The 20409-nt window shown below is 32.9% G+C and carries 20 protein-coding genes and 3 pseudogenes; 1 reads left to right on the top strand and 22 read right to left on the bottom strand.

The genetic code is table 11. From position 1 onward, the window contains the following. Window positions 1-15: 15 nt before the first annotated feature. The 19 genes and pseudogenes from LEGAS_RS04915 to LEGAS_RS04830 all read right to left on the bottom strand — a co-directional run bounded on the left by LEGAS_RS04915 (window position 16) and on the right by LEGAS_RS04830 (window position 18797). Window positions 16-546: a hypothetical protein gene (locus LEGAS_RS04915; RefSeq protein ID WP_013231577.1), complete on the bottom strand. Its 531-nt coding sequence runs from the start codon at window positions 544-546 to the stop codon at window positions 16-18. A 131-nt stretch (window positions 547-677) separates the two neighbouring features. Further along, the gene (locus tag LEGAS_RS04910) at window positions 678-1052 is read right to left on the bottom strand and encodes a hypothetical protein (RefSeq protein ID WP_013231576.1); all 375 of its coding nucleotides are present in this window, start codon (window positions 1050-1052) and stop codon (window positions 678-680) included. A 3-nt stretch (window positions 1053-1055) separates the two neighbouring features. Then, the gene (locus LEGAS_RS04905) at window positions 1056-1283 is read right to left on the bottom strand and encodes a TcpD family membrane protein (protein ID WP_013231575.1); all 228 of its coding nucleotides are present in this window, start codon (window positions 1281-1283) and stop codon (window positions 1056-1058) included. Window positions 1284-1295: 12 nt separating this feature from the next. Next, the gene (locus LEGAS_RS04900; RefSeq protein WP_013231574.1) at window positions 1296-2243 is read right to left on the bottom strand and encodes a conjugal transfer protein; all 948 of its coding nucleotides are present in this window, start codon (window positions 2241-2243) and stop codon (window positions 1296-1298) included. Window positions 2244-2286: 43 nt separating this feature from the next. Continuing rightward, complete coding sequence (locus LEGAS_RS04895; RefSeq protein WP_013231573.1) at window positions 2287-5022, bottom strand: SIR2 family protein; 2736 nt, start codon at window positions 5020-5022, stop codon at window positions 2287-2289. A 146-nt stretch (window positions 5023-5168) separates the two neighbouring features. Next, window positions 5169-5954, bottom strand: coding sequence for a hypothetical protein (locus tag LEGAS_RS04890; protein ID WP_013231572.1), 786 nt, complete (start codon window positions 5952-5954; stop codon window positions 5169-5171). A 131-nt stretch (window positions 5955-6085) separates the two neighbouring features. Continuing rightward, window positions 6086-7339: a restriction endonuclease subunit S gene (locus tag LEGAS_RS04885; RefSeq protein WP_013231571.1), complete on the bottom strand. Its 1254-nt coding sequence runs from the start codon at window positions 7337-7339 to the stop codon at window positions 6086-6088. Then, window positions 7332-8927 (bottom strand): type I restriction-modification system subunit M, encoded by a 1596-nt coding sequence (locus tag LEGAS_RS04880; RefSeq protein WP_013231570.1) that lies wholly within the window; start codon window positions 8925-8927, stop codon window positions 7332-7334. Before LEGAS_RS04880 ends, LEGAS_RS04885 begins: the two co-directional genes overlap by 8 nt. Then, window positions 8927-12004 carry a type I restriction endonuclease subunit R gene (locus LEGAS_RS04875; protein ID WP_013231569.1) on the bottom strand — a complete coding sequence of 1026 codons (3078 nt, stop codon included), beginning with the start codon at window positions 12002-12004 and terminating at the stop codon, window positions 8927-8929. The genes LEGAS_RS04880 and LEGAS_RS04875 overlap by 1 nt, the downstream gene beginning before the upstream one ends. Before the next feature lie 261 nt (window positions 12005-12265). Further along, the gene (locus tag LEGAS_RS04870) at window positions 12266-12481 is read right to left on the bottom strand and encodes a hypothetical protein (RefSeq protein ID WP_041771719.1); all 216 of its coding nucleotides are present in this window, start codon (window positions 12479-12481) and stop codon (window positions 12266-12268) included. 16 nt (window positions 12482-12497) lie between these two features. Further along, the gene (locus LEGAS_RS04865; protein ID WP_013231568.1) at window positions 12498-13124 is read right to left on the bottom strand and encodes a DUF3990 domain-containing protein; all 627 of its coding nucleotides are present in this window, start codon (window positions 13122-13124) and stop codon (window positions 12498-12500) included. A gap of 868 nt (window positions 13125-13992) precedes the next feature. Beyond that, window positions 13993-15171 carry an IS30 family transposase gene (locus LEGAS_RS04860; RefSeq protein ID WP_013231567.1) on the bottom strand — a complete coding sequence of 393 codons (1179 nt, stop codon included), beginning with the start codon at window positions 15169-15171 and terminating at the stop codon, window positions 13993-13995. 181 nt (window positions 15172-15352) lie between these two features. Continuing rightward, window positions 15353-15760 carry a hypothetical protein gene (locus LEGAS_RS04855; RefSeq protein WP_010388251.1) on the bottom strand — a complete coding sequence of 136 codons (408 nt, stop codon included), beginning with the start codon at window positions 15758-15760 and terminating at the stop codon, window positions 15353-15355. 350 nt (window positions 15761-16110) lie between these two features. Beyond that, entirely contained in the window at window positions 16111-16419 is a 309-nt protein-coding gene (locus LEGAS_RS10040) for a replication initiation factor domain-containing protein (protein WP_220386828.1), read from the bottom strand. Window positions 16420-16515: 96 nt separating this feature from the next. Next, window positions 16516-16725 carry a hypothetical protein gene (locus tag LEGAS_RS10310; protein ID WP_010388255.1) on the bottom strand — a complete coding sequence of 70 codons (210 nt, stop codon included), beginning with the start codon at window positions 16723-16725 and terminating at the stop codon, window positions 16516-16518. A gap of 12 nt (window positions 16726-16737) precedes the next feature. Then, a complete protein-coding gene (locus LEGAS_RS10305; protein WP_013231564.1) occupies window positions 16738-17460 on the bottom strand; it encodes a helix-turn-helix transcriptional regulator in 723 nt (240 codons plus the stop codon). A gap of 365 nt (window positions 17461-17825) precedes the next feature. Continuing rightward, a pseudogene (locus tag LEGAS_RS10300) lies at window positions 17826-18118 on the bottom strand (hypothetical protein). Between the two features lie 158 nt (window positions 18119-18276). Continuing rightward, entirely contained in the window at window positions 18277-18489 is a 213-nt protein-coding gene (locus LEGAS_RS04835) for a helix-turn-helix transcriptional regulator (RefSeq protein ID WP_010388259.1), read from the bottom strand. Then, window positions 18486-18797 (bottom strand): DUF6442 family protein, encoded by a 312-nt coding sequence (locus LEGAS_RS04830; RefSeq protein WP_010388261.1) that lies wholly within the window; start codon window positions 18795-18797, stop codon window positions 18486-18488. Before LEGAS_RS04830 ends, LEGAS_RS04835 begins: the two co-directional genes overlap by 4 nt. 446 nt (window positions 18798-19243) lie before the next feature. On the opposite strand from LEGAS_RS04830, the pseudogene LEGAS_RS04825 reads away from it, so the two are divergent. Further along, window positions 19244-19378 (top strand): annotated as a pseudogene (locus LEGAS_RS04825) (cytidine deaminase); the annotation flags it as partial. Here the strand turns inward: LEGAS_RS04825 and LEGAS_RS04820 are convergent. The 3 genes and pseudogenes from LEGAS_RS04820 to LEGAS_RS04810 all read right to left on the bottom strand — a co-directional run. Beyond that, window positions 19375-19687 (bottom strand): annotated as a pseudogene (locus LEGAS_RS04820) (hypothetical protein); the annotation flags it as partial. The pseudogenes LEGAS_RS04825 and LEGAS_RS04820 overlap by 4 nt on opposite strands. Window positions 19688-19790: 103 nt before the next feature. Then, window positions 19791-20168 carry a DUF2178 domain-containing protein gene (locus tag LEGAS_RS04815; RefSeq protein ID WP_010388265.1) on the bottom strand — a complete coding sequence of 126 codons (378 nt, stop codon included), beginning with the start codon at window positions 20166-20168 and terminating at the stop codon, window positions 19791-19793. Beyond that, entirely contained in the window at window positions 20158-20373 is a 216-nt protein-coding gene (locus LEGAS_RS04810) for a helix-turn-helix transcriptional regulator (protein ID WP_010388267.1), read from the bottom strand. Before LEGAS_RS04810 ends, LEGAS_RS04815 begins: the two co-directional genes overlap by 11 nt. Window positions 20374-20409 lie beyond the last annotated feature (36 nt).

The following is a 20409-nucleotide window of genomic DNA, read 5'->3' as shown; positions in this document are numbered from 1 at the left end:
TTTTCCTCCTTTCCATTATTTAGTTTGTAAATTCTCCCAGGTATAAATCAGTGGTAGCCCATTAAAAGATGACGGTTGTAACCCGTGAATACCCGTTTGCTTTTGGAGATCATAACCACCAATTTGATAGTCATTGTCTGAGTGATAACCATTTTGATAAAACTTAAAAACTAATTGTTGGTTGGTTTGATTGTAGTAAACTAAAATCTTGGCATCATTACCACCATCGTCACTGGTGTTTAATAAATACTTGAAATCAAACAAACCAGCTTTTTTTAAGGCTGTGTTTAATGTCGCGCGTTTGATTAGCGATGAATTACTATATTGAATTCGATAGTCTTTATCCTCGCTAGGTTGATTAGTTACTTGTGATGAAGATTGACTCGTTTCTGAATGTGATCCGGATGACTGCTTATTGTGAAATACAAAGAGTAGTAGACATATCAAAACAATCAGTAAAGCACTAGCAATAAATAAGATGAATTTTCTGCTAGTCAACTGTTTGGTTAAGTCTTTTAATTTTTGTTCAAATTGAACTTTTTTCATTGTGATACTCCTTTCGAGCGTAATGTTCTAAACGAATAGTATGGTGTCATTTGGTTGGTTCTGCCCCAACCAGTCCTATTCTAAGAATTGACGATGACATAATAAAAAGCATGCTTACACATGCTCTTCGATTATAATATTTGGTACTTTTTCTGATTACTGTTTAAGTGTTGATCTTGATAAAGTTGTTTCTTCTGAAACCAATAACGCCAGTAATGTAACATGGCATATTTAAGCGTAGTTTCAAAAGGTAGATCATCTATTTTCAATACCTTATCCAATTTATAAACGGTAAATAGTGAGATGACTAGTAAAGCAAAGCCAAAGGTTAATCGGTCATTTTGGATTTGATAAAATTGAAAAATAAAGATAATGGCCACGTCAATCACTGTGGTAATCGTTAGCAACCCTGCCACTCGCGAATCAATGAAGACTGGTAATTTCAAGTCACCATAAATCGTTCGAAACTTAGCAGAGTTTGTATAGACACGACGATAGTTAAACATTTCTTACCCTCCTAACCCTTGAATAAAGGTCAAGACAGAATTCATTAAGCCCGAAAAAGCATTTAAGGTGTTGGCTGGCCCATTGACGAAGAAATAAATTAAGCCACCAATTAAAATAGTGACCCACATATCTTTGTTTTCATTTTTACCATAGTGTTGAATGGCTCGACCACCTGCTATGATAACGACTAGTCCTAGTAATACAGGTTTTAAAGCATTATAAATATCCATTAGTTCTCCTTTCTATGCTTGGATAAATTTAGTGACGAAATAAGTTGAAGCTTGTTGTTTCAAATACAGTCGAATCGTTTGTACTTGTGTGATATCTGAATCGTGAACTTTGACGGTCATAGTCGCTGTCACTATTGGATTTTTACTAGTACCAGATACTTTGATTGAACTATCATTAAGAGAAACAAAATCAACTGCGCCATCTAAGCCAACAGGATATGCCATCAAAAAAGCCATATCTTTCGTTGATGAGGAAACATATTTTTGGGCAAATTGTTTGGTGAACTTGGCAACTTTTTTTGTGGTTTGTTCACTACTCAGTGTCTTTCCAGTGTTAGCTAATCGAGATTGACCTATATGACTGACACTGTTAATGGGATTGGCGACATAAGGTAAACCAGTAACGGTTAGCTTTTCGTTATCCTGTTGGTAAGGAATATCAACGGTTAATTGACTTTGTTTGTTATTGGCTTCAACTGTTAAACGATATTGTGCTGTTTTGACGGTATCTACTGTGAAAATACCAGTTAATGTAGATGAAACCAGCTTTAAATCAGTATTTTTATCGGTATTAGGTAACGTTAAATTACTGGATAAATATTGAGTTAGCTGTTTCGTTCGCGTATCGGAATCACCACTTGCTGGTGAATAATAAACTTTTAAAAACTGGGTCATGTACTGATCCACTAATGGATTATAACTGGTTGTACCAGCATTTTCTTGGTTAATGCGGTGATTCAAAGTGGTGACTGTTTGTTGTAAAGATTTATTTTTATGCGCAGTTGCATTAGCTAAAAGTAGCACATAACTCAAGTAAATAAAAAGCCCTATTAAGATTAATAGGACAATCGAACGCACCCGACCTAAGTTCAAAGTATGTGCTTTAGGAATTTTGATGGGTTTTTCTTTTTTCTTTTTTTCGTACTCAAAGTTAATTTTGAGTTTCGGAATCTTGAGCATCATCTTTCTCCTTTTCCATAAGTACATGTAAATAAATTACACTTTATTTAGAATTTTCAAACCGTACATTATCATCAAGAGCTTGTTTTATTACCCACTCATTAAGTTTTTTACGTTTTTCATCTGTATCTCCAAAATATTTTTGAACATTTGAAAAATTACGGCTTTTCATAAATTTTGTAATCGTTTGATCAGAATAATCACCAAATATTGTCCAGTCTACTTCAGGGAAAACTCCTCTAATAGATTCAAGATCTAGCTTTTCTTTTACTTCTTCAAGTGTGAAATAGCTTTGTTGAATCATAGCGTATATGTCTGATATGGCATTTTTTCGTGGATCGGGATATATATAGAATTCCTTTGGTTTATCATTTATTTTTTTAACTTCTTGTTCCAAAACTTTGAATTTGTGTTCTGGAAAAAAGTTAATTTTAGAAATAATTAAATCATTCGCAAAAGAGTAGTTAAAAGAATCGTCATCCAAAGTGTCATATTTACACAATATATTATCAACATATTTTTTTAAGGTATTATCTAAAAAATTATAAAAATTAACAAGGAATTCTTTATATTTGTGAATTCTATCAATTTTATTTGAGTTATTATCAATAAAACAAAATTTTTCTTCTAATAATTCCGAATGAAAAACATAACTTTTTTTCTTCAAATTTACTGTTTTTGCTATTAGCAAAGAATACAATTCAAAATTGCGTTTATGAAAATCTAAAAAACCATTATCAATTATATTATTAATTTGATCAGTCACTATTGTTAATACTTCGTCAGTTGACTCTTCTTTCATTGAATCTATATTTTTAATACTCATAATAAGTAATTGTTGGAAATCTTCAAAATTATTCCTGTCCATAGGGTAATTGTCTAACACAGGAAGTAAGTCGTTAATATTATCTATTTTAATAAAGAAAAGAAATCCAACATACCTGGCTAGTTCAGTTTTATCACCCCGAAAATGATTTTTATCGATTTTACTAGATAATTTTGAAATTTTTTCAAGCAAATAATTCTTTGCATCATTAGCAATGGAAATCTTTGATAAACCATAGTTCTCAAGTAGTGTTCTGATGCTTTCTTTTTTCAAGTGTGGAACAATATTTTTTACATCATCCAACGACAGATTATTAATAATTGATGATGTTCTTATTAAATCATTGTTTTGGGAAGAACCATAATTTGCGTTACCAATGGCAGTTAATAAGCATTCAAAGAAGCGATGAACCACCTGTTGAAATTCTTTATATTGATAAATAGTGATACAGTTCAACTCAACGAAGTTAATTAATAAACCAAATTCTTGTTTGGCATATTCGAGATTATTATTAGCTGAATTCCCACCATTCATATAATTGTTACGTTCATTTCTAAGCTCATCTAACAAATCATTAATTTTAAAAAGCTTTCTATATACAAATCGAAAGCTCTGTATTTCATCTCTAAAATAAAGTGCTATTTTTTGTGTTTGATTATCTCCATTTATTATCAAAGCATCAATAGCTTGTGTTAAATTATTAAGGCCTGACTTCGATTCAGGAATTTCCTTAGATTCAAAGAAAGACAAAACTATATGATTAATATTAAATTCAGCGACTAAATAATTCCAATAATCTTTTTTATCAAACGCCTCATTAGCCAGCTCTCTGAATCTTATTTTTGCCTCACTATATTTATGTTCGTTATAAAGGTTATAACCACTTTGTAAAAAAGGATTTTGATTGTATGAGAAATTATCATCAGATTTAAAGTCAAAAAAATTTATAAAGCCAGTTTTATCATTTAAAAAATTGGTTAGTGTAATATTATCAGAAACACTAAATTTGGTTTCACTATTATTTTCCCATGATAGGCTAGATAAAAAATAGAATACTTCATCTTTTAAATTAGAAAAAGTAACGATTGAATCAGGATCAACAAAATAAAGATTGTCTAGAAACTTGATGTTATTCCATAATTGTTTGGAAGTGCTAGGAAGACCCTTGTTATCAGAATTTAACTGTTTCAGAAACTGTACTGTGTAGTTACCAAACTCTTCTTTATTAATTTTTTTATTAGTTTCACTTGTAAAAACTTCAATACCTTTATTTTTAAAATACTGGACTTTAGCACTATCTTGTTTATTGACAGTAAAGAAATAAGCTTTTTTAGCATTGTCAGAAAAACCTTTTTGAATCAACCTGAAAATTGAATTGAATGTTGAGTCACCTAAGGAGTATCCTATAAATAATATTGTATTATTCATAATAATTGATTTGATTAGTGTAGAAATCATATAAAAATTGGTTTCATAATCTAAATAGTCATCCTCTTTAAGAACCATGTTTTTTTCAATCAAGTCGCCATGCATTTTAATTAAATAATGATCAGATTGTGAATAGGGAATATCTGAATCTTTCTTAATAATTTCATATTTGTCAAGGCTAGAGTTCATTTTCTGTTCAAGCAATGAATCATAATTTGTTGTAATAATATGTCTAGGCTTAATCCTGAAAATTTCATCATGTATTTCATTAGGTTGTGCATTGACATGTTCTTGGAAGATATCTAGAATTTTTTGCAAATATTTTTGTTGCCCTACTGAATCAAAATAGTATTGTGCTATTTTTAAATAATCTGTTCCCTGAATATTCATTTCAGACTTAAATTCTTCTATTAATTCATCCCAACTAGGTAATTTAGAATTTGCTGATACACCTGCTCCAACAAAAATAAGTAAAGAATTATTATCAATTGCGTCATTAATATGCTTTATTATCGTTTTGTTCATAATTTTTGTCACATCTTTCTATCCGTTTAATATCAATATTCTTAAACTATTTACATCTTACTTAGTTAAGTATACTATTTTGCATAATATATATTATGAGAATAAAAGTCACTGACTAAATAAATTTATTTTAAATGTTATCTGCATCATTTATTATTCTTGTCTGTATTTGTGTTTTCTGATACTATTTTTGAACTTTTTATTGAGGTACTCTCTGATGCTTCCTCAATTGTGACAAACGTATCAGCATATACTGTCCAATCAGTCGCATTATTCCCAACAAAGGCAAACTTCAATCCTTGTGGCACTAATTTTGCCCCAGGCTGCAAATCAACTTGTAATCTTTCGCTTTCGGTTGGATTAATTAAGATGCGAATAAAAGTATCATCATTGTTAACTTCTCCCGACTTACTTTGTTGCATGAAATTAAATTGGTAATTTGAAATGATTGGTTCACCATTATCATCACGAACCGGATTGTTTTGATTATCAGTTTGGTAGTTAGGTGAAACACTAAATAAAATCAAATCGTGACTATCAAAAGCATCAGCGGAACGAACTCGTCCGACTGGTGCTTTGTCTTTACCAGAAACAAATACAGCATCATATTCTGATTCTGGTATATCATCAGTCTTTGAATCAGAATTTGGTAATAATGTGCCAGACTTTGTGGCCACTCGCGCACCACCTCTGCGATTACTACGTGCTTCACCGCCAATTATTGAAGCATTGATTAACTTCAATTCAGTACCAAAAGGTTTAGCAAAATCAAAACCAGCTTGTGGTGTGATGTTTTCCGTATTTAGAGTGTTATTGATGTTTAACACAGCAACAGAAATGTCGCCATTTGTCCCAACTTTGTTGCGACCTACATAGGTCAATTTTCCTAAGCTCTTGCCTTGTAGTGATAATTTGTTAAATTTGTTAACCATTGTTGTTTCCTCTTTCTTCTTTATTAATATTTTTTGATAAACAAAAAAAGCTCAAATATTTGAGTTTGAACTTTTGATAATTTTACTTTATAAAATTAATGTACTACACAGATTGTTTGTTGCAATAAAATTTACGACACAAACATTTTTTGTAGAAATCCTTTTTTCTGTTCCTTGAGCAAATTCAACTTACGCTGATGAAGAGCGATAGTGTGATCTAGTTGTTTCAAGAAGGCTCCTATTTTAATCTGTTCTTCAATTTTTGGCAGTGTGATTTTGAATTTTTTTATGTCTTTTTTTGTAAGTTGTGGTTGCGCAGATCCGAAACTAATTAATTTAATTTGTTTTATTCCTAATGGTGCCTTCAAAAATTGTGCTATAAAACTAGGGCTATTAAATTTGTCAGTTCTTAGAATTAACATGCCTGAATTTATTCGGGCATGTGGTATATTTTCATTTATTCTTTCGTCATAAAGCCCTATATGTCCAATAGATCCTCTAGAAGTTAAAATAATATCATTTAAATTTACTTTACCATTTCCTAATAATTCAGATTTTAATTTAGTGATGTATTGATTTTCTTTAAATACAAAACCTTGTTTAGTGACATTTGTTGCACTTAAAAATAATGTATGCCCACTATTTTTAAAATCATCTCCTGATGGATAATTTTTACCTCTGTCACCGTCAATTATTTCAGCAGCATCTTCTAACTTACGCTCTTCCCAATCGTCAGCAAACCCTGAAAATCTCAACTCAGGAACTTTTGCGCCATTTTTGGGGAACATTTTTTGCAAGAAGCCTTTTTTCTGTTCCTTGAGTAAATCTAACTTACGTTGATGAAGAGCGATAGTGTCATCTAATTGTTTAAAGAATGAACCGATTTTTTGTTGTTCTGAAAGTTCAGGTACCATAATCGACATTTTCGACATTTGCTTACCTGAAACCTCAACAAAAGTAGATCCTGCACCGGTGACTTCCCCATATCGCTTGAGCTCATTAGTTCTTGAAAAAATAAAATAACTATCAAGTTTATTTTGATCAGGAACAATTGATTGAAAACCTTGATTAGTTGTAGCTTCTTTGGCTAATATAGCGGTGTTTCCGATACCAGCACGAGAAGTAAATAAGACGGTTCCTACTGGTAAAATTCGAGCTGAACTCTTCTTTAGACCTAGTTCAGTAATAGTCTTTTTACTTTTACTAACATAACTTTGTTCTCCAATTTCAGCTGGAGCATACCAATCAATATCACCGTCCCAGTATTCAGGGTTCGATGTACTTGGTGTTCCACCACCCACAATATTAGATAATTCTCCTAACTTACGCTCTTCCCAATCGTCCGTGAAACCTTGAAACCTAATCTGAGGTGTCATTTTACTCATGTTGACCACCTGCTAGAATTTTTTTTGTGGCTTCAATAATCTCTTCACTTTCTTTTGTTACTGTTATTTGATTCATCATGTCTAATAGATCTGATTGATTTTTGGAAAGCTCGTTTTCAATCTTAGCAATTTCGTTACTGACTTTTACAAGATTCACTGGCTCTTCTTCTTCAAAAGTATCGACATATCGTGGAATATTTAAATTGAAATCATTTTCTTTAATTTCTTCAAAGCTTGCTACATGTGAATACTTATCTGCGTCTTCACGTTGCTTATAGGCTTTCACAATCTTTTCAATGTGTGCTGGCAATAAAATATTTTGATTCTTTTGCTTATCAAAATCACTTGAAGCATCAATAAACAAAACATCTCGTGTTGCACGATGCTTTTTAAGAATAATCACAGTGGTTGGAATACTTGTCCCATAAAAGATATTAGCGGGTAAACCAATCACGGCATCAATAGCTCCCATTTCAAGTAATGCTTGACGAATAGTACCCTCTGCTGCACCACGGAATAATACACCGTGTGGTAAGACAATACCCATTGTGCCAGTATCTTTCAAGTGATAAAAACCGTGTAATAAGAAGGCGAAATCAGCTTTTGATTTAGGAGCTAGTTTACCGAAACGTTCAAATCGTTGATCTGATAAAAACTTATCTGCTGCTGACCATTTAGCTGAGTATGGTGGATTCATCACTACGGCATCGAATTGATAAGGCTCTTCAGTTGGCCAATCAGAATCTAAGGTATCACCATTATTTAAATTCATACGCTCTTGATCAACGCCATGAAGAATTAGATTCATACGTGCTAAGTTATAAGTGGTTGTATTTAGTTCCTGCCCATGATAATGGATTTGCTTTGGATTAGATAAATAACGACGGATATTCAACATCAATGAACCTGAACCCATTGTTGGATCATAGATATGAAAGGGTGTCCGATCCTCTTGGCCGATAGAAGTAATTTCAGAAATGATACGTGACACGGCTTGTGGTGTATAAAATTCTCCAGCTTTCTTACCAGCCCCAGCCGCAAATTGGCCAATCAAGTATTCATAAGCATCGCCAATTACATCACCATCATGTTCAAACAAATCAATTTCATCTAACGCACGAAGCACTTCGGTAATAGTGACGTTACGTTGTTGTGCATTTGAACCAAGTTTAGTTGAGTTTAAATCAATATCTGCAAACAATCCTTTGAATTGATCACCTTGACGTTCTAATTCATTAAAACCAGCTTGCAAATCTGTTAAATTAAATTCGTAGCGATCTGCTTGTTGACGATACGTATAAAATAATTGTGTTGGCTGAATAAAGTAGCCTTTTTGCAGTTGAATAATTTCTGTTAGTTCTTCTGCATCGTCCTTAAACCATTCTGTCAGGGTTTGAAATTGGACACTACGATCTGGAAAATCTTTCGTTTGACCATTCTCTTGTTCATAGACTTCACGAAGTTCAGCATCTGAAAGATACTTGTAAAAGACTAGTCCTAAAAGATAGTTTTTATATTCACTAGCATCCATCTTACCACGTAAAATATCCGCTGCTGCCCATAGTTGTTGCTCTAAACTTGTTGCCATTATAATTCTTCTTTCCACTTTTGAATGAGATCAAAACGTGCTCGTAAACTTTGTTCAATAATTTTCGTACGCTTTCGGTACTTTTCACCTGTTTGAGCCTCAAAATCGTTTTTTGATAAGGTCATCGTCGCTAATAAGTCAGGTAAATATGGAATCACTTGTTTATCAGCCTGGTACTCGTTAACTGCTGATTTTAGTAATTCAAGTGACAAACCAAATTCTTGTGCCTGCTCTGCCATTATTGCTTGGATTTTTGCTTGAATTGCAGTTTCTTTTGAAGCAACCACATCAATGTTATCTGATGTTTGGAGTAGTTGCTCTTTTAAATTTTGATACATTGGTTGCACCAACGGATCTTTTCTTTTAATTTCTTGATCGAACTTCTCAATGGCACCATCTTCTTTATCCTGAATCGCTTTTAGCAATTGATTAATATAAAAACTATCCACTTGTTCTTTATGGGTTGCATTCTGTGTTGATGAGAAAACAATATCTGATAACAATTGTTCTAGGTCAATGGTATTATCGCCATTTCCTTCAATTTCATCTTTAATGGTTGCTTTTAAATTTTCAGCCTTACCTTGAAAACTTGGTAACTGTGATGTAATTGGTGCCAAAGCATCAGCTTCTTCTTCGTAGTCATCATAACTTTTTAAGATTTTAAAGTTATGCGCTAACTTTTGATAGGCTTTCACTTGTGCAATCATACTTGGTAAATGTCCAGGACTTTCCTCTAAGATTATTTCTGCCTGAAAATATTGATTCACCAAATCATCGAATTCTGTTCGTACTTCAGCATATTCTTTAGGCACTAGGACTTCAAAATTTTGCTTTTCATTAGAAAACAAGCGGAAAGTATCCTGTACATTTTGTTTCATTGTTTCTGGTTTACGGAATGTAACAATCATTCCTGCATCTTTACCAGCATAAATCCGGTTGGTTCGAGAAAAGGCTTGTAATAACTTTTGGTATTTCAGATCGCGATCAACGTAAAGTGTTTGAATCGTTGGTGAATCAAAACCAGTCAGCAAGCGATCTACAACTATGACTAAGTCCAGCCACTGCCCATTAAATTGATACTGTTTTTCTTTACGAGCTAAACGCTTATTAATATTTTGGTTGTATGACTTTTCATCAGTATAAATGGTACTATCGAACTGCTTCGCATAGTCAGACATAATCTCAAGCAATTCATCATCGGTACTGTTTTTATCTTGTTGGTCAGGATTTGTTGAGAACGTGATCGCTATGCGTGGAAAATCAGGGTCAATCAATTGATGACGCTCATCAAAATGGCGCCCCGTCATGAGTTTTCCTGAAGCTTTCATCTCTTTTAGAGTATGATAAATCCGTTTAGCTTGAGCAATCGAGTGCGTGGTTAAAATACCAGACATGGTTGGATAACCATTTTGCACTTTAAATTTTTTAATAACGCTCCGACGATCAAAAATTTTGTGTAGCATTGCCTGAATATGTTGATCAGTTTCGTAAATATCGGTCGGTAGTAAGCGCTCTTGTGCCAAGAGTTCATCTGGTACTTGATCATGATTAAGGCGTGCAATAATTTCTTCTTGATCTCCTTCTGGCAAAAGTGCATGATACTCGACTTGAAAACCAAGTACGGCTTGATCATCCATCGCATTTTTAGTGGTATATGCATGTAATAACGGACCATATTGTTGTTCCGTTGTACGGGCATAAGTACCATTTTCTTGCTTTTGGTTTTCTTTAAATATTGGTGTCCCTGTCAAGCCAAACCAAGTGGAATTGGGTAAAATCTTTTTGATGTTTCGCATTTCTTCATCACTCACCGCACGGTGAGCTTCATCGACGATAAATACGATATGTTCTTGACGTAGCTTATCAAACTGATTATGTCCGTTTTGTTGCTTACTTTCATCTTGTGCCGAACGCATCGCTGCAGAAAGTTTTTGAATTGTTGTAATCATAATCGTGTTATTATTCTTTTTTGATAATAACTGTCGTGTTAATTGCTTTTTATTTTGGATGCCGACAATCAAAGTATTATTGATACTGTTGCCCGATGTTTGCCCTGTATGGTATTCTGAAGCAAACTTGGTAAACTCATCTTGTGTTTGAGCATCTAAATCAGTTCTGTCAACAACCATAATCGTGCGATCAACACCAATTGCATTTTGGGCTAATAATTTAGTAGCCACAAAACTCGTAATAGTTTTACCTGAACCAGTCGCATGCCAAATGAAACCACCTTCATGTAAAGCAGCTTGACGTTTGATTTTACGAATAGCATGAATTTGATATGGACGTAAAACCATCAAAAACTTTTGACTCTTTTGATCATCTACTAAAATCGTGTATTGGCTGATGAGTTCATGCGCATCTGGAATTCTGAGAACAATTCTGGCAAAATCAAATAAATCAGGAATTGGTACATTGTCTTCAGTGCGCCAGTTAAATAAAAATTTGGTCATGCGTTGATAAGCGTTATCGGTATCTTCACTTGGACGTGCAAAATAACGGGTATCAACCCGATTAGATACCACAAATAATTGTGTAGTCGCATAAATACCATTGAAAAAACCATCTTGCGCATAGCGTTGTATCTGATGATAGGCTTGCATGTATCCGTCTTTAGCCGATTCTTTTTTGAGTTCGATATGGATAATTGGTAAGCCATTGATGAGTAGCGTAACATCGCCTCTGGTACTGCGTTCAGTATCTGGAACAATTTGATGCACGACCTCATAAGCTGAAGTACCACCAGCTACGTCTTTATTACGGAAAGCTTCCAAACTAATTTTTTCTCCAGATTCTCGCTCTAAGAGAATTTGGGCAACCCCATTTTCACCACGTAACCATTGTGATGCTAAAAATGGTGAACTTGTTAAACGTAGGAATTCAACTCGAACACGTTCAAATTCTGTATCTGTGAGCGATAAGCCCTCCAAAACAGCCGTATTTAAACGATTAAGATGATTTCTAAAATTAGACCAAAGATCAGCTTCAGTTTTCAAATCTGAACGAAATCGCCACTGATTTTCTTTTTCACTTAGAATATGGATAAATTGATTTTCAATTGATAACTCTGATGACATGATTGACTGATCCTTAGTTGTAATTAATAAATGATCGTCAATGCAATTTTATAGAAAAGTGCATTATTCGATTGATTATTGCTTCTTCTATTATGCCATGAAAAGTCTCAATATAAGCCATGCAAATGGAGGAAGTTGATAAAAAATAGTCACAGAAGAATAAAAGAACCTTTTGATAAGAAAAAAAGCTCAAACAAATTTGCTTGAACTTTTAGTGAACACCTACATATTATAAAAACTATATTTTCACACAGCATTTAATTAAGCTATAAAGTACTCTTTTTTTACACTAGGTAAGATATCAAGAGCACGCTGGCGGATACTCTTGTGGACTTCATATTGATTTGTAAAGTCTATAGACTCACTAATAGATTTTGCAATACTGTGGGCTACATCGTTTTCTAATTTGTAATTACTCTCTTGAAGTAAATACTCCGTAAGTTGATTACAAAAGAACATCTTATCGCTATTTACCATACAATTTCTCCTTTAACTAATTATTTGTTATATCAATTATACCATCAATTTTTAAATTATCGCAAAAATCTTGATTATGAATATATAATTGAGTTTGAGGATTATGTTTTTTTAAACCTTCAATAACGGCATCGCGAGATATCGTATTATTCTGATAATCAGCCATTAATTTAGATGGGTTACTGTCTGTCTGTCCCCCATAAATAAAGTCATAATCATGATGCACAATTGATACATCGGAACGGTTTTCAAACACAAAATTGGCAAATTCATCATTGTAGGTTGGAAAAACGCAGAACTTATAATTCGGTGAATCAAAAAAAATATCCCACAAATTATCAATATGATATTGTAATACAATAGGATCTGATTTTAAATCATTGTTCAAAAAGACACTATCAACATTTTCATACTTACGATTATTACCGATATATTCTTTGGCTTTTTCCAAATCTGATGTTAAGTAGAATCCGGCTCCAAAATCTAAGGCATTATTTAAATTGTGATTGACATCAATGCCATTTTGTAAGGATGTAAGCTGACTTCGTGTCGTTGCATGATACCATTCAGTTGCTTGTAATGCTTTTTTTATTCGATTTTGATATTTTTTAGACAGATTATTAAACTCTGTAATTGTGGTCAAAATAAATTCCTAATTTCATTAGTTTCATCACTAATTATAACATTATTTGATGTGATTTATATTTAATCTAGTATATGGTTTATATACAATAGCACGTATCATATCACTCTTTCTAATGACTAAATCACTTTTTATTTTTTAGTCTTTCACTTACTTATGGTATTTCACGACATAAGCCTTAGGCGCGCTTATATGCCACTATAAGTGCTCATCTCATCGGTCTTATGATTTTCTTCAACACAGTACCAGACTTTTCTCTCTGTACCTGCGCTTGATTGATGGCTGATAATCATATAAAATTGAGTTATTGAAAATAACTTTAAATTTTGATTCTCATTAATAACGTTGTCGAAGGCATTATTTTATCAATCAAGAGTATATTAAGTTTTCAATGTACTGAAACACAGCTAGTAAATCTAGTTGTGTTTTTTTGTGCTGATTTTTAATGTTAATACTTTCTTAATAATTATTCGTATTTGACAAAAAGAATAAGCACAAGGAATGTTACAGAAGTATTTCAACTCCTGTTTCACACCCTATGCTTATAAGTTTATACTTTAAGGTCAACCCAAAAACCACATGTTTAATATTATAGTAATCTATTAGAAACATTGCTGTAAACTTAAAGCACTTTATTTTTATAACAAAGCACAACTTTTTTAATATTATCACGATTTCGTTTAAAAGTAAACCTTGATTACACGCTTTTAAAACATCTCTATACAGCCTTTAAGCAATCTATTTACTCACTAGTATATCAAATATTTCAATCAATTAAACCGTCTTTAAATATTTATATTTTAAGCACAAATAAAAAAGACATATCTAGTGTCTTTTGTTTATTATTTATATTACTGATTTTGATAGCTTATTTTTTCTTATTTTCGCGTTCTTCAAACATACGCTGTTTACGCTTTTCATAAGCTCTACGATAACGTTGCATCGCTTTATATTCTTGTTCAAAGACTACCATAGGTCGTTTGCCGTCAAGTGCTTGTCTAAGTGGCATTGCATTCATTTTAGAAGCCACTTCATCTAGTTGTCGTTGCTTCACATCTTTAAATGACGTGCCTTTAGGGTACCAATCACGTAGCTTACGATTTCTGTTTTCATTAGTACCACGTTGCTGTGGTGATGACGGTGTAGCATAATATAGCTTGATTTTAAGTTGTTTCTGGACATACTCTAAAAAGTCCCATGAAATAAATTCAGAGCCATTATCAGCGGTCACAGTGCGCACGGCTTTACCATAGCGTTCATAAAATACCTTAAAGGCTTCAACCATATCACTAGATTTCTTACTCCGGACTAATATTAACGCTGTAAATCGCGTTTTGCGTTCGGTTAAAGTCATAATTGCAGTCGTATCTTGATACCGTTGATTATTCATTTTTGCAGGTAAAACCAAATCAATTTCCCAGTGTCCAAACTGTTTACGACTTTCTACTACCTGTGAGCGATCAAATATAGAGTGACGGACTAATTCGCCGTCATTTTTTAATTGATCGCGTAGTCTTGCAATTTCACGTTCTTTAGCACGTCTTGTTTGGGCTACTGTACGTTCTTTTGGTGTCCCATTTTGACGATGATACTTGTGTGTCCGAATATCTAGTAGTCCTTGTCTAGCCCATAATCTAATGACAGATGCGGACACATCGACATCTTGTACATTACCAGCAATTTGTTCAGGTGTCCAATGTTCATCATTAACCCAAATCTCAATGATTTCTTTTAATTCAGGTGTCAATCTTAAACCAGTCCCCATTTTACTACGCTTTTTTAACGCAAGATATTGCCCACGTTGTGCCGAATACTTAATACGTGCGTGTATATCCATATTCAACAGTGTTCGTCTATCTAAATGTGAAAAATCAAGTGTGTTCCCACGGTGTAGTTCACGTAGTATTGATGACGGTGTATATCCCAAGCGCCTAGCAATATCAGATTGGGTCATTTTCTCAATATTCCACAAATATTCAATCATATGCCGTTGATTTTCATTTATATGTGGTTGGCGCTTTCGTTTTTTTGGTGTTTCATCACTCATAAAAAACACTCCTTATTATAATAGTCCGACATTTAATGCCTATCATAAAGTTTATCACTTTCTCATTTATGCCTATTATTTTATTTTTGACCCTATTGAAAAGCAAAAAAATAAACACAGATTTAGTCATAGAACATTGAAATCTCCTAATATTTGCAATAGATAATTTTTCAAACATGGACTAACTACGCTCTCTTAATTGTTTTTTAGCTTGGTACAACTGTTCTTCAATCTTGTTTAAACCACTGTCACTAGTACGATCAGTTCCCTTTATCAGCAAGTCTAAATCACGATAAGCAAACGTAATAGCGATTGATTTTTCAACCAAATCTTGCACACGCTTAGCTAAATCATTGTTAAAAAAAAGCACATCACTATAGGTCTGTGATTGTGCTTGTCGTATCGTTGTGTGTAATTGCATTGATACACTTAAAGTTGTTTGGAAGTTGGGCGCACCAGCTTTAAATTGAAAGCCTTGTCTATCGCTTTCTAAAGTCTGGTCTAGTTGACTGTATAAGTCTCTAAATCGTTCTAACTGCTTAATATACAGCTCTAGTTGTTCTGGCTTTAACCATATTTTTGTTGGCATTTTTCAATTTTCCTTTTTTAGTTTACAATAAATAATGTACCTTATTCAGCTAATAGAAGTTCTAAAATATCTGTTGTGAGTCAATGGTTTATAAAAGACAATGATCGTTGTACATTTCCTGTTCCTTATCAAAAGTTATATTTGCCTGATGCAAAATACTGTTTGCTTGTGTGATAGCATTAACCAAATTAGCCTCTACCAATTTTTGGTGTTCTGCCGACAACTCAACACTATTGATCGCTTCAACAATTTCATGCCAATGTCCTGTTTTCTTTAATACTGCTAGACTAGGAACAACTGACTGTAAGACCCATTTTTCAATACGTTCAACTCTTTGTTTTTTTGGTTGCCTAACAAAACTTCATTCTGTTTCCTAAAGCTGTTAATAATGACCAAGCAGGCATTGGCTCAACTGTTTGCTCAATCACTTCACGTACCTTATCTGATTTTAGCTTTTGCGCATCAATCGGCTGATTAGTAAACCAAAGGTAGGTGTACAAAATATCAAAGGTTATATCAACCAACTTTTCATCTTGATTAAACCACTCATCAAGTACATATTCTGCTTTATCCTGATGCAATTCTAATTCCACACGAGTCTTAACATCAGTATCATAGCCCTTGTTTGCTTGTTCTTTGTGTTTATCATAGGAACGGATAACAAAATCAACCGTCCAGCCATCATCAACGTTGCCATGAACGGCATAAGATTTTGACCTACTCCAAAAACGTGTTTCTTGTACGACTTTAACTAATTAGTTCATATCTAGCAGACCCCATTTATCGTTGATAGCAATATCTAACCGAATTAAATGTCCCCGATATTGTCTTGTTTTCTCAAAAAAATTGCGCCAATTCATGTTTTGTTTAAGTAAAGTTTTTTCAAATAGACGTGTTCCTTTACCTGTTAAATAAAGAGTTGTGCCAAATTTTTGCTCTACTGCTTGTGTTTCAGGGCTTTTCACTGGTGCAAAGTCTTATATATAGATATTTTTCTCGCCAGCGAATGCCATTTCACGCGTATAAAAATTTTGAGACGTAGGACGTTCCAAAAATAGATTTTCTTGAAACCCTAACACATCAGCAATCACTTGCTTTGAAGTTGAATCTGGGAACGTCAATGAAACCCAGCCAAGTTGCACTTCAATAGCTTCAGATAATTGTGGGTAAACCGAGAGGACTTTGTTAACAAATTTATCCGATATTTTTTGCTCACCAATTTCAAAACGATTAACTGTTTTTCTACTAATATCCATTGCAGTCGCTAATTCTTGTTGTGTTACCTCAAGTAATTGTCGTATCAATATCAAATTATTGTTTGATAGTTCTGGTACGTTTAATTTTTGTTTCATGTTTTTTTGTCCTTTCAACAGTTGGTATTGACCAACATTCTTTAACTCGATTAAGTTTTCTAGTTCAGTTGAAACAGTGTTTTGTCTTTGTGCATCAGACTGTCTAAATTTTGCTTTGAAACCAGATAGCTCACTACCAGTAATTTCATCAATCGCAATCTCATTACCAATATTAGGTAATTGTCTCAATTCAATAGCCGACACCGTCACGTTATAAGTCTCCATAATTTCATCGTTTAATTTCATACCGATCATGATAAGTATTTCCAACGATAACCGTAAGCTATGTTGTGTTGTGCCTAGAAAAATAGGTGTATAAGCTGTTGGCTTATTATTAATCGTTATCATGTCTGCTTTCCTTTCTCAAAATGTCCCATTTGGTACCTTTAAAGGGACATTTTTGTTTTTCAACCTAAATCGTTTCATATCAGCGTTTGTACCCCATATTGGGTTGACACTTTCAGCGTTTTTTCCGGTTTAACCCCCCTGTTAGTAACTGGGGGTTAAAGTCTTTTTTGTGGTTTCTTGAGCAGAGTACGTGCCAGTCGCTGACACTCATAGTCATTGCGACCACGCACCCTGCCCTCTTACAAGGGTAGGGCGTGGCACTGGCTCTCCAGGTCGGTCGAATCACTCTACTCAAACAAGCACTATGTACAAAAAACGAGTTGACTATCTAGAAATTAGACCATCAACTTGTTTACGTTACTTATTTACTTGATCCAGGAGAGTTGATTCAGTAATGAATTTAACTCTTTATCACGATTAATCGCATGAGTCCGAATCGACTTATAGTTTCCTAATAAAAACCCAATATTTTTTCGGATTTCCGTAATATAGGGTGACAACATCGGACTAATTTCTTCTAAATTGCCAGCAGCAAGCACTCGTTTTAATTCATCACTTAACTGGGAGAGATGTTCCAAATCTCCTAATTTTTCGATTGTTTTGAAATCAGAATCGATTGTTCCGACAATGATTGTACTTTTTTAACATCTAAAGTCATGTTGTTTACCTTCTTTCTACTTTTTTAAAATATAAATTCTGAAATCTAAAAGTTGGACTTCTTTTATTATTTTTCATTAATAAAAGATATTTCTTCTTTCTAAAATTTTTAAAACTATAACAAAAACGACATAACTACAAAGTCATGTCGTTTCTTATTCAAAAATAAAATAAATCTTCAAATTTTTTATTCAAAGCAATGCAAATTAATAACGCTAATTTCGCTGTCGGAATATATTCATAAGTTTCAATATTACTAATAGTCTGCCTAGATACACCAACTAATTTTGCTAATTCACTTTGATTAAACTCTTGTTCAGCCCGCGCCACTTTCAAATTATTTTTTAAAGTCAATTGATGATTACTATTCATTTGAAAATCATACCTACAATTGACCACGCTGTCATAATAGTAGCTATCAATAAAATAATTATCGTGATGATACTAAAGAATGAGGATTTCCTTTTAAATAAGTATGCTTCATGTCCAAGTGCCAGTAATAGAATCATAAAAAACAAATCATTTGTTGGTTCTTTTTGAACTAGGCGCACAGTAAATATAAATAACCAAGCTACTAATAACATTATATAGTGAACCACTGTTATATTTTTATGTTCAGCTATCTGACCCTCATCGTTATTTTCCTGTTGTGCGACCTTTAAAAATCTTTTTTGATTCATTTTTTATTCCCCACTTTCTTGGTTATAAGTATATCTATGACAAGTATACTTGTCAATAGTATAAGTACACTTATCATCTAGAGAGAATAAAATTAAACAAAAAAATATGAACTAAACATTGGTAAAACTATACCAATTAAAGTTAACATAACGTGAGATATCTTAAGTAGTACTATATCAGCGTTCAAAAACACTAAAAAAGGTTATTGTAAAAACTTTTCACAAAGTCCTTAAAACGCCTATTTTATTACACCACATTCTAAATCTCACAAGCAAAATATTTTTATACCAATTCTAAATTATTCTTATAGTATACTCATTTTGTCACTATGAACTATTTAAATTGTATTTCTAAGATCTTTTTCACAGTTTAACACTAGATAATATATCAAAAAATAGTTCGGAATTAATATTATTTTATTTAACCAATTTAGAGGAGACTTTTAATGGATATTTGGGAAAAACTGTATAACGAAGCTAAAGTACTTTACAATCCACATGAAGTGTCACCTTTTGTATACGCTGAACATGTTGTATGCGCCTTGGAAGCTGAAGACGGACAAGTATTTACAGGATATTGTTTTTTCGCTTGTTTTAGGGTGGCATCAATTAGATTGATGCCACTTTCACTATTAACATCATGATCATTTAATAAAGTTGGTTAAGTCACGGTATTCAAAGGTCTGTGACTGCAATGAATGAATATAACAATGTAACTTCATTGACATCTGAAGTGTATTTTGGAAGTTTGGTGCACCTGGTTTGAATTCAAAATTTTGACGACTTGATGCTAAAATACTCAATAATGATTGATAAGTGTTTCTGAATCCTTGTAGTTGAGCGATATAGTTTTCTAGTTGTTCTGGCTTTAGCCATACTTTTTGTGTCATAAATCATCCTTTCAGTCGATATCAATTGTAAATAAAAAACCTATCGCTTTAGCAACAGGTTTGTAGTAATGTTTATCGTTAAAAATTCTCATGCATTTTCTAGTTAATTATTTTTATGGTAATACGAGAAAGCCAACAGATTAACCATTTTTATAATTAAGTAAGCACTCAAAGTTAAAACTAAAGCAATGAATGTGATATGCATGATACTAAAACTGAGTAAAAGCAAACCAAACACTATCTCAAGTATATTAAATGCAAATGTTTTAGCTTGAAGATCAATTTGATAATTTCTTTCATCGTGGTCAATAATTTTTTTCTTTGTCATAGGCATAACAATCAGCGAAATACCAACAGCTATCAAAATGCCATATCTAAAATTAGTTGGGACTACTTTTAGCAGTATGAATATAATAGCTAGCAATACCAAAATAAAAATGCCAATTTCCTTATAATTGATTGTATTTTCTTTATCTTTCATGATTATCACTTTCCTCTGTATAAATAAAAATATTCTCAACACTCTTTCCAAAGTATCTTGCAATCTTCATTGCTAATAAAATAGAAGGATTGTAACGACCATTTTCTAGTGAACTAATTGTTTGTCTAGTCACACCTAGATACTGCGCAAAATCTTGTTGGCTAACTTTGTGTTCTTTGCGCAATTTTTCTAAATTATTTAACAAAATAAGTCACCTTCCTTAATGTAAAGCACCCTTTCC

Source organism: Leuconostoc gasicomitatum LMG 18811 (assembly GCF_000196855.1).
Taxonomy (GTDB): Bacteria; Bacillota; Bacilli; order Lactobacillales; family Lactobacillaceae; genus Leuconostoc; species Leuconostoc gasicomitatum.
This window is presented reverse-complemented; position numbering and strand designations above follow the sequence as displayed.

What these genes read in the sequence shown, in the direction of transcription:
- LEGAS_RS04885 (WP_013231571.1), bottom strand. Translation starts at nt 7,339, where the DNA reads ATGAGTAAAATGACACCTCAGATTAGGTTTCAAGGTTTCACGGACGAT.
- LEGAS_RS04905 (WP_013231575.1), bottom strand. Translation starts at nt 1,283, where the DNA reads ATGGATATTTATAATGCTTTAAAACCTGTATTACTAGGACTAGTCGTT.
- LEGAS_RS04860 (WP_013231567.1), bottom strand. Translation starts at nt 15,171, where the DNA reads ATGAGTGATGAAACACCAAAAAAACGAAAGCGCCAACCACATATAAAT.
- LEGAS_RS04875 (WP_013231569.1), bottom strand. Translation starts at nt 12,004, where the DNA reads ATGTCATCAGAGTTATCAATTGAAAATCAATTTATCCATATTCTAAGT.
- LEGAS_RS04915 (WP_013231577.1), bottom strand. Translation starts at nt 546, where the DNA reads ATGAAAAAAGTTCAATTTGAACAAAAATTAAAAGACTTAACCAAACAG.
- LEGAS_RS04855 (WP_010388251.1), bottom strand. Translation starts at nt 15,760, where the DNA reads ATGCCAACAAAAATATGGTTAAAGCCAGAACAACTAGAGCTGTATATT.
- LEGAS_RS04895 (WP_013231573.1), bottom strand. Translation starts at nt 5,022, where the DNA reads ATGAACAAAACGATAATAAAGCATATTAATGACGCAATTGATAATAAT.
- LEGAS_RS04870 (WP_041771719.1), bottom strand. Translation starts at nt 12,481, where the DNA reads ATGGTAAATAGCGATAAGATGTTCTTTTGTAATCAACTTACGGAGTAT.
- LEGAS_RS04835 (WP_010388259.1), bottom strand. Translation starts at nt 18,489, where the DNA reads ATGAATAGTAATCATCAATTGACTTTAAAAAATAATTTGAAAGTGGCG.
- LEGAS_RS04815 (WP_010388265.1), bottom strand. Translation starts at nt 20,168, where the DNA reads ATGAAAGATAAAGAAAATACAATCAATTATAAGGAAATTGGCATTTTT.
- LEGAS_RS10305 (WP_013231564.1), bottom strand. Translation starts at nt 17,460, where the DNA reads ATGATAACGATTAATAATAAGCCAACAGCTTATACACCTATTTTTCTA.
- LEGAS_RS04900 (WP_013231574.1), bottom strand. Translation starts at nt 2,243, where the DNA reads ATGCTCAAGATTCCGAAACTCAAAATTAACTTTGAGTACGAAAAAAAG.
- LEGAS_RS04890 (WP_013231572.1), bottom strand. Translation starts at nt 5,954, where the DNA reads ATGGTTAACAAATTTAACAAATTATCACTACAAGGCAAGAGCTTAGGA.
- LEGAS_RS04880 (WP_013231570.1), bottom strand. Translation starts at nt 8,927, where the DNA reads ATGGCAACAAGTTTAGAGCAACAACTATGGGCAGCAGCGGATATTTTA.
- LEGAS_RS04910 (WP_013231576.1), bottom strand. Translation starts at nt 1,052, where the DNA reads ATGTTTAACTATCGTCGTGTCTATACAAACTCTGCTAAGTTTCGAACG.
- LEGAS_RS04830 (WP_010388261.1), bottom strand. Translation starts at nt 18,797, where the DNA reads ATGAATCAAAAAAGATTTTTAAAGGTCGCACAACAGGAAAATAACGAT.